The sequence below is a fragment of the Commensalibacter sp. Nvir genome (genome assembly GCF_963921845.1).
GTDB lineage: Bacteria > Pseudomonadota > Alphaproteobacteria > Acetobacterales > Acetobacteraceae > Commensalibacter.
Window position 1 is genome coordinate 1 of the sequence record NZ_CAWUGZ010000101.1, and the last position, 7,842, is coordinate 7,842.

Genomic DNA, 7,842 nt, shown 5'->3' on the forward strand with positions numbered 1-7,842 from the left:
AAAAGAAGCTACAGAAATTACGATAGAGATTATTGAACGTTTTGAGGCTTATGAACAACATAAAATAGCATTGTTTTCAATTCCTCAGACCTATGCAGAAGCGTTAAGATTAGCAGCCGACCAGGCTGAAGAAATCAAGGAACTCAAACCGAAAGCGGAGGCACTGGAACGGATTGCTGTCTCAGATGGATCCATGTGTATCACGAATGCGGCAAAGGATTTGCAAGTTAGACCTAAAGAGCTGTTTAATTACCTAATTCAGAACGGTTGGATTTATCGCAGGAATGGAAATGCAACTTGGCTAGCGTATCAGAAGAAAATACAACAAGGATTATTGGAACACAAAGTAACGGAGATCTCTTGCGATGATGGAAGTCAAAAAATCATTGAGCAGGCAAAGGTCACTCGTAAAGGCTTAGCCAAGCTTGCCGAGCTTCTCAACCGCAAAGCAGCGTGAGGAGGGGGTGATGAACGTTGAAGACTTGAGTAACAAAAGCGTTGTTCCCCATGATCTTTTAAAAAAAGCAGCGTATTTAACCCGTAGCACCCCAGTGGTTTGCAAGCTTATTTCACAATTGATGCAAGGGCTTAAAATTGAATTAGAAAAGGAAAAAGTTTATGAGGGCTCAATAGAGGATTTTTTATGTCAACTGCAATATTTACTGTATGCATTAGAGCAAGATAGCAACCAATTGCATCATAAAATTTTAGAAGCAGGCTACAAATATCTTTTATATTACCAAAATTAACCCACAAAGCCACCCAAACGGTGGCTTTTTTTATGGGTTTTCTGTTTTGATTAATGGGAAATGAAGTCCTGTAAGATCAAATTCAAAGTAATGCATACCACTTTCTTTTAATTTCGCTGTAATCGTAAGTTCTCTATGGATAAAAAATTGCCTCATAATTTCGGGTGATTGAAATATAAATTCTGAAATATGAAGAGGCTCGAACTCTGTAAGTTCTTTACTGTAGGTTTTTGCATACATTCCATCATCAAAATTCAAAATAAATTGCGCCTTATTAGATTTAATGGGTTTTTTTGAATCATCATCAAAGCTAACAAAGCTGTCATTTATAGCAGAAATAGTAATATTTTTATATTTAGGACGATGACAACTTTTGAGAAATTGAGACGGAATATTATCATCTAAAGTTAAGACTAAAAAAATAGGTTTATTTTGACGATTATATAGCTCGTTCTCATCAGATCCACGCGAAAGATATGTATTAAAACTTTCTGGTCGGATTGGACTGGCATGCCATTTTATACAGTCTTTTTCCCATGTTGTAGAGGTATTAATAAACTGTGCTTTTGTTTCATCTATATGAATAATATTAACCAAACATAATACTGTAAGAACTCCGAATAATTTTTTCATAAAATACTCCTTCTTAAATATTGCTTAAACTATATCCCTCTTTTTTATATTCACCAAGCCACCCGTTGCGGTGGCTTTTTTATTGAAAGGTATCCCATGACGGTACTGGACGAATTCATCTTACAATATTCGATTAATGTCAAAAATGCCCAGGCGTTGGATGAATTGCAAGCCAAACAAAAGCTGTTTGGCAATGGTGCCAATCGCTTTGTCGGGGACGTGGGCAAAAACGTGAATGAGGTGTTGGGTCAGCTCACCAAAATTTCACCTGAAGCAGGGAAAGTTCTCAATTTTCTTTCGCAAATCCGCAATCAATTGAATGCTGCCCCCTTGGGCAAACTGGGGTGTGCGCTTCTTCATAGCAAGCATCCGGCTGTGTCGTCGGTGGCCAAATCCAGCCAGCCGATGGTGATTGAAGTAAAAAACGCTGTCATTCATGTGGCGCACCAATTCTCCTTAACGTATAAGAAAGGATCTAGCCTTGAGAAAAAAGGAGAAGGCAATCCCCCTACACCAGGGGTTAAAGCGTCTGCTGCGCCGGCAGAGGCCGCCATGGAAGAGCGTGCCCTTATGGAAGGGGTCGAGATAGCGGGAGGAATGGGTGGGGCGTCGTTGTTGGGTGGTCCGCTTAAGGTGGCCGTGGTGGCTTTAACGACGGCCTTTATCGTCTTGCGCCATTTCGTCAACCAATACCGTGAAGCGTTGGCTCAGCAACTGGAGGTGGGCAATAAGATTGGATTGAGTACTCAGCAAGTGGAAAACCATCAACGTGCCTTGGTTCGTGCGGGCAAAGGGTTTTTAACGACCAACGATGCCGCGCAGATGATGGAAAAGATTGCGGCGGTGGGCATGGCGTCGGCGCGTGACCTTAACCTCCTTAATCGTAACAGCGTGGCGCTGCGTATGGCCAAGGTGGATGCGCGCGATCAACACGGCGATTACAAAGGCACCGAAGCTTTAATCAACGATCTGTCGGATCAATTGGGCAAGATGACCGAAGCACAAGCGCAGGCCGTGGGCAATGCCATTGGTTTGACCTATCAAGAGACCGAAGCGCTGCGCAACAACACCGCGGCTAGACGCCAAGAAACCGCCCTTACCAACATGCAAATCATTCAACGCCAACAAGCCAAAGAGGCGATCTTGGCCTTACAGCAAAGTGAAAGCGAGTTGGATCTGGAATGGAATAAATTAACCACCACCATCGGCGTGTATTTTGCACCCATTATTGAAGAGATTACCGAAGGGTTTGTTAAACTGGGCACGGTGATGCTCAAGGCGACCAATTGGCTGATCACACCCAAAAACGTTAATGAAAAGGACCTGAGCAAACACAATAAGGAGTTGTTAGAAAAAGCACGCATGGAGCGTGATCAACAGCTGAAGGATTCGCAATTGCGGGTGCGCACCTTGCAAAGTCTGGATTTGCTTAGTGGTAACATCAGTGCGTTGAACGACACCTTAACGGATACCAACCAAGTGTGGTTGGCGTGGGCAGGCAATGCCAATCATGGCACCTCCTATCAACCCAACGCGTTGTACAGCAAAAATGAACTTTATGGCACCTCTGGCACGCATCGCTTTGATTCCCTCATCGATAAAGCTGCTGAGAAAAACAATGTCAGTGCCCCTTTTGTCAAAGCTATTATGGATACAGAGTCGCATTTTGATCCCAACGCCCGTTCCAAAGTTGGGGCGTTGGGGTTGATGCAACTTATGCCCGATACCCTCAAACGGTGTGGGTTAACCCCGCAAGAGGCGCTGAACCCTACAAAGAACGTGGACGTGGGCACCAAAGAGTTAAGGCAGTTGCTTGAACATTACCATGGTGATCTAAGGTTGACTGCCATGGCTTACAACGTGGGGCAAGGCAATATTGACCATTGGTTAAAAACGCACACTATGTTGAATGGCAAACCGTTGCCCAAGTCGGTGGAAAAATATGCCGATACTGTCCTCTCCAAAATTCCTATCAGCCCTTACGATAACCCCAAGAAAACCGGCAGAGATCCGTATTTCGACAGTCAGTTGGTTGCAGAGATTGCTGGTGAACTTAATAATACTAATCCCCAACAGCTTTTATCGGGGGAAGGCATTTCCAAGAAGGATTTAGAATACCAATACACGTATGATAAAATCAGAAGAGAAGCGGAGATCAAAAAAAACGAAGACTTCATTGCAGCGGCCAAAAAAGCGCCCGTTCAGACGTTTGAGTTACGTCAGAAATTGAAAAGTGCGCAAGAGCAATTGATTATCCTTCACGCTAAACTTGAAAAACTATGGCCAACCTATCGCAAGCTCATAGAACGCGCCGATGTGAATGAGCTGCAAATCTATGCGGGGAGGCCCGATCCCAGAAACCTTAATCTGCCCGATATCAATTCAGGAAATGACGCGAACAAGGAAAAAGCGTCTTTAACATCGATGTCAAAGCCTCTGCCAAAGGTGAATGCAGCGAATATTTCCGAGGACGGTTCGCATTACGCCAAGAAGGCAAAGGCGGTGATGGAGGCCATGAACATGCAGTATGCGCAGCTGCAAGCCTATCAACAAAACCCAAACCCGCAGCAACCCCCCATTTATTCTTCGCCCGCCCCTAAACCAGCGCCAGCCCCCAAACCCGCACCGGTGTTAAATCAAACCATTAACATTCATATTCACGACGCCCACGATCCCAAACGCATTAGTGAAGAAGTACAACGCCATTTGGACGAAAGCAATGCCAAATTGGTGGCTTCCTTTGCATCGGGGACGTTGGCATGAGCTTATCGTTAAACCGTCGTATCCTTCGGGTGGATATCAGCCATTCGGATGGGTTTAAACTCAATGTCGATCAGCAATTGGCGTTGGAAGTGACCATTGAAAAAAATTGCTTGGATCCTAATACCAATGCCACTATCGTGGTGTATAACCTTACCGATCATCAGCGCAATATTTTAATTACCCGCGTTTCGAAATACAATTATTGGTATAACCAAAACAACCTTGATAACGCCCGTGCGTGGGTCACCCCCGTCGTTATTTCGGCAGGGTATAAAATAAACAAACAAGAGCAGGTTAATTTAATTTTCCAAGGACAACTGATTACTGCAGAGTTAACGTCTGGACCGCCCGATGTGGGGGTACGGTTGATGGCCATCACCAATTATTTCAGCCGTTCCGATTTTAAATTTTACCAGCTCAACTCCAATTTAACTTATAAGCAATTTGCCTTGTGGGTAGGCAAGCAGCTGAACCTAACCGTGAATTGCAACACCTTGTATGACGATCAAACCATTACCAATGCTGGAATTGGGGCGTCCAATGGCCAAGGCTTAATTGCCGAGCTCAATCAAATGTTTTACAGCAAAACCTTGGCGTGGGTAGATAACACGATATTGAACGTCATTGATTTGGGGGATCAAGGCATTGATGATGAATTGTTGGATTATGATAATTTTCTAGGCGTGCCGCAATACAACGAAACTGGGGCGCAGTTTAAAATTATGTTCGATCATCGCGTGACCGTAGGCAAAAAGGTTCATCTTAAAAGTCTCCTGGATCCCTTAACCTTTCACAATCAATCCTTCACGGTGTTTAAATGCCTCTATCGGTTAACGTCGCGCAGCAATGAATTCTCTGTAACCGCATGGTGTCAGCAATGATAAAAGCACAGTCCGTTGAGCTTTATGGCCAAACCTATCGCATTCAACTCTTTGCGGCAATCGAAGGGTTTGAACGTTTTGATCAACATTCCCCGCTCGTGCTCCTGCAAAAAACCAGTGTTGTGGTGGAAGACCAATTAAAAATATTGGATAGCGCTGAAACTATTGATGCGTACGTGCTTGATCCCACCCATGTCGTCGCCCCCGTAGCGGTGGTTAAGGCGTTGATGAACGTGGTGCATCGCTTTAATTTTGGCTTTTTGGATACGTGGCAGCCGATGGAAAAACCCCATGTGGTGGAAAATACTAAAGGGGTGGCTCGGCAAAGTAAAAACCTTAATCCCATGATTAGCGCCCTGTTGCAAAACCATTACGCCACGTTGCATGAGCTAGAAACGCTTTACAGCGTTAAGGACGTGTTTGTTCTGTATGATGCCTTGTTGGAAGAACAGATAAACAAAGCCTTAGCCTATCACGTTCAATCCAAACAAAGGAAACGGCATTAGCATGACCTCTTCGCTTAATTTTTTCTCCCGCGATCAGCACAGTCCGTTTGCTTCACTAACCCGTATCTTGAGCGAGTTTCAAGCCAACTTGCACGTAATGCTGCCATGCAAAGTAAAACAAGTAAACCGCGAGAAAGGGTTGGTTTCGGTGACGCCGCAGATCCAATACGTGGATCCTACCGGCAAAGGCTATTCCCGGGGAACCTATCACAACTTGCCTATTCTTTCCTTAGGAGGAGGCGGGTTTAGTCTTAACTTTCCCATTGCGGTAGGGGATTTGGGCTGGATTTTGGCCTGTGATCGCGACGTTCACGCTTTTTTGAAAGACAAAACGGAAGGACCGCCACCAACCTATCGCAAGCACTCCTTTGCCAGTGCTCTGTTCGTGCCGGACATGTTCAATCAAGTAAAGCTGCAAGCCGACTCAACCAATGGGGTGGTGTTGCAAAAAACCGATGGCAGTACCCGCATTGTGGTGAAGGATGGGAACATTACTTTGGTGACCAGCGGTGATACCCACATCAAAGCCGACAAGGGCGTAACCATTGACGCCAATGTACAGATTAATGGTACCTTACACGTTACCAAAGACGCCCAGATTGATGGATCTGTTAGTGCCAGCAAGGATGTGAAAGCAGGCTCCATCTCCCTTACCTCACATGTGCATGGTGGCGTACAGAGCGGGAGTGGAACTACCGGTCAACCGAGATAAGAAGGAATAATACCCTCTTATCATGTGGAGTAAAATGGGATAAAATAAGAAGGAATGGATAAAGGAGGTTAATTAAACTGCGATGCCCTATAACGATGAATGTGTAGCAAATTGCATATTAGAGAAGGCTTTTAATGAAAAGCGTTCGGATCTGACCCCTATGAAATTACAAAAAATGTTGTTTTTTTTGAATGGGTGGGGGTTGGCCATTACCCATGAGCCAGTTGTTGAAGGTAAATTTGAAGCGTGGCCTTATGGGCCTGTGATTGCTGAATTGTATTCCAAAACAAAACGGTTTGGAAAAAAAACTATTGATTCATATTTTGTTACTGAAGATAACGTGTATATTGTTTCAAGAACGCAAAAACAATTCTATGATCTTCTCGATAAAGTGTGGAAGAAATATATTAATTGCAGTGCTTATCAACTGTCCGAAATTACGCACGAAGTGGACAGTCCGTGGTGGATTACTAAAAAAGAGGGTCATAAAATTATAAAAGATGATATTATAAAACAATATTTTGTGGATTTAGCTTCTTTCAAACGATGATAATTTGATGCAAAAGAATATTATGGATTCTATTTCTACCGACTCTATTGAACAAGCAATTTTATCTAAAAATACTTTAGAATCTAAACAAAATGTTTTTGATAATTCAGGAAAAGGGATATCTTTGGATGGGGGAAGGCATGAAACACTAAAATTAAAATATGCCAATAAGCAGAAATCTCGCGAACAAAAGATAGGTTGGATTGGGAAATGTATTGGTTCAGAAGCGGACAAACCAAGTAATATTGCGTTTATCGTTATTATTTTATTAATAATCTTTTTATTCTGTATTGGATTTATTTTTTTCGCAATGTGGGTTATTCTCACCCTACGTCAGATACATCTTTTACATTATCCCCGATTTGGAAGTTTGTATTTGAAAATATTCAGTATAATTGCAACCATAGTAACCTTGTGTTTAGGTTATATATTTGGATCAGTAAAAAAGTAATTTATCTATTCTATTCCTACTATAGTTCTTAATTTATTTAGCTCCATAGTGTCCTTTGCACTGAATAATTTCGCACTGGTTATTTGCAATACGATACACAATGCGATGTTTTTCATCGATGCGACGACTCCAAAAACTGGAAAGATCACCTTTAAGCGCTTCGGGTTTGCCCTTTCCTTCGTAGGGATGTCGGCTTATCTCTTTGAGAAGCTCATTAATTTTTTTCAAAATCTTTTTATCGTTGTTTTGCCAAAAGAGGTATTCCTCCCATGCGTTCGAAGAAAAGTTAACGTTCAATGTTCTAGCTCCTGAAGCTCATTAAGTGTTTTGGTAACGGTTTTTCCTTGTTTGAGTTGGTGTAAAGAACGTTTTAAAGCGGCTTGATTTTGAGGAAGAAAAAAAGGATCAAGTTGTGGCTGGAACGGAAGCCCATGTGTACGCACCATTTGTTTTAAAAAAATGCGAACAGCGGTGGTTAAGTCCATTCCTAAGTCATTGGCTACTTGTTGGGCTTGCTCTTTAAGGTCTTCATCAATTCTAATTTGTAAGTTCATCATGGATGCGTTTCCTTTATATACTTTAGGTTTAGTATATTAT

Annotated in this window: 11 protein-coding genes; 8 read left to right on the forward strand and 3 right to left on the reverse strand. The window is 42.8% G+C overall.

The window, feature by feature from the left end:
* The coding region (locus tag AABE15_RS06380) for a phage antirepressor KilAC domain-containing protein (protein ID WP_338330453.1) at positions 1-457 on the forward strand (457 nt) is incomplete at its 5' end.
* 10 nt (positions 458-467) lie between these two features.
* Positions 468-749 carry a hypothetical protein gene (locus AABE15_RS06385; protein ID WP_338330454.1) on the forward strand — a complete coding sequence of 94 codons (282 nt, stop codon included), beginning with the start codon at positions 468-470 and terminating at the stop codon, positions 747-749.
* A gap of 30 nt (positions 750-779) precedes the next feature.
* Here the strand turns inward: AABE15_RS06385 and AABE15_RS06390 are convergent, their stop codons facing one another.
* Positions 780-1,382 (reverse strand): hypothetical protein, encoded by a 603-nt coding sequence (locus tag AABE15_RS06390; RefSeq protein ID WP_338330455.1) that lies wholly within the window; start codon positions 1,380-1,382, stop codon positions 780-782.
* Positions 1,383-1,478: 96 nt separating this feature from the next.
* Here AABE15_RS06390 and AABE15_RS06395 point away from each other — a divergent pair, with 96 nt between their 5' ends.
* The 6 genes from AABE15_RS06395 (at position 1,479) to AABE15_RS06420 (ending at position 7,245) form a co-directional block, all read left to right on the forward strand.
* Entirely contained in the window at positions 1,479-4,145 is a 2,667-nt protein-coding gene (locus tag AABE15_RS06395) for a lytic transglycosylase domain-containing protein (RefSeq protein WP_338330456.1), read from the forward strand.
* Complete coding sequence (locus AABE15_RS06400) at positions 4,142-5,026, forward strand: baseplate hub protein (RefSeq protein ID WP_338330457.1); 885 nt, start codon at positions 4,142-4,144, stop codon at positions 5,024-5,026. The genes AABE15_RS06395 and AABE15_RS06400 overlap by 4 nt, the downstream gene beginning before the upstream one ends.
* Entirely contained in the window at positions 5,023-5,532 is a 510-nt protein-coding gene (locus tag AABE15_RS06405; RefSeq protein ID WP_338330458.1) for a hypothetical protein, read from the forward strand. Before AABE15_RS06400 ends, AABE15_RS06405 begins: the two co-directional genes overlap by 4 nt.
* A gap of 97 nt (positions 5,533-5,629) precedes the next feature.
* Entirely contained in the window at positions 5,630-6,244 is a 615-nt protein-coding gene (locus tag AABE15_RS06410) for a Gp138 family membrane-puncturing spike protein (protein ID WP_338330463.1), read from the forward strand.
* Positions 6,245-6,326: 82 nt separating this feature from the next.
* A complete protein-coding gene (locus AABE15_RS06415) occupies positions 6,327-6,794 on the forward strand; it encodes a type II toxin-antitoxin system antitoxin SocA domain-containing protein (protein ID WP_338330459.1) in 468 nt (155 codons plus the stop codon).
* 22 nt (positions 6,795-6,816) lie between these two features.
* On the forward strand, positions 6,817-7,245 hold the full coding sequence (locus tag AABE15_RS06420; RefSeq protein ID WP_338330460.1) for a hypothetical protein: 429 nt from the start codon (positions 6,817-6,819) through the stop codon (positions 7,243-7,245).
* Between the two features lie 33 nt (positions 7,246-7,278).
* Here AABE15_RS06420 and AABE15_RS06425 read toward each other — a convergent pair whose 3' ends face one another.
* Together AABE15_RS06425 and AABE15_RS06430 are read right to left on the reverse strand one after the other, a co-directional pair.
* Positions 7,279-7,542 (reverse strand): Txe/YoeB family addiction module toxin, encoded by a 264-nt coding sequence (locus AABE15_RS06425; RefSeq protein WP_338330461.1) that lies wholly within the window; start codon positions 7,540-7,542, stop codon positions 7,279-7,281.
* Positions 7,539-7,802 carry a type II toxin-antitoxin system RelB/DinJ family antitoxin gene (locus AABE15_RS06430; RefSeq protein WP_338330462.1) on the reverse strand — a complete coding sequence of 88 codons (264 nt, stop codon included), beginning with the start codon at positions 7,800-7,802 and terminating at the stop codon, positions 7,539-7,541. Before AABE15_RS06430 ends, AABE15_RS06425 begins: the two co-directional genes overlap by 4 nt.
* Positions 7,803-7,842 lie beyond the last annotated feature (40 nt).

Excerpts from the sequence above, each read along its gene's own strand:
- AABE15_RS06390 (WP_338330455.1), bottom strand. The coding sequence starts at position 1,382 with ATGAAAAAATTATTCGGAGTTCTTACAGTATTATGTTTGGTTAATATT.
- AABE15_RS06395 (WP_338330456.1), top strand. The coding sequence starts at position 1,479 with ATGACGGTACTGGACGAATTCATCTTACAATATTCGATTAATGTCAAA.
- AABE15_RS06430 (WP_338330462.1), bottom strand. The coding sequence starts at position 7,802 with ATGATGAACTTACAAATTAGAATTGATGAAGACCTTAAAGAGCAAGCC.
- AABE15_RS06410 (WP_338330463.1), top strand. The coding sequence starts at position 5,630 with ATGCTGCCATGCAAAGTAAAACAAGTAAACCGCGAGAAAGGGTTGGTT.
- AABE15_RS06385 (WP_338330454.1), top strand. The coding sequence starts at position 468 with ATGAACGTTGAAGACTTGAGTAACAAAAGCGTTGTTCCCCATGATCTT.
- AABE15_RS06400 (WP_338330457.1), top strand. The coding sequence starts at position 4,142 with ATGAGCTTATCGTTAAACCGTCGTATCCTTCGGGTGGATATCAGCCAT.
- AABE15_RS06420 (WP_338330460.1), top strand. The coding sequence starts at position 6,817 with ATGGATTCTATTTCTACCGACTCTATTGAACAAGCAATTTTATCTAAA.
- AABE15_RS06415 (WP_338330459.1), top strand. The coding sequence starts at position 6,327 with ATGCCCTATAACGATGAATGTGTAGCAAATTGCATATTAGAGAAGGCT.
- AABE15_RS06405 (WP_338330458.1), top strand. The coding sequence starts at position 5,023 with ATGATAAAAGCACAGTCCGTTGAGCTTTATGGCCAAACCTATCGCATT.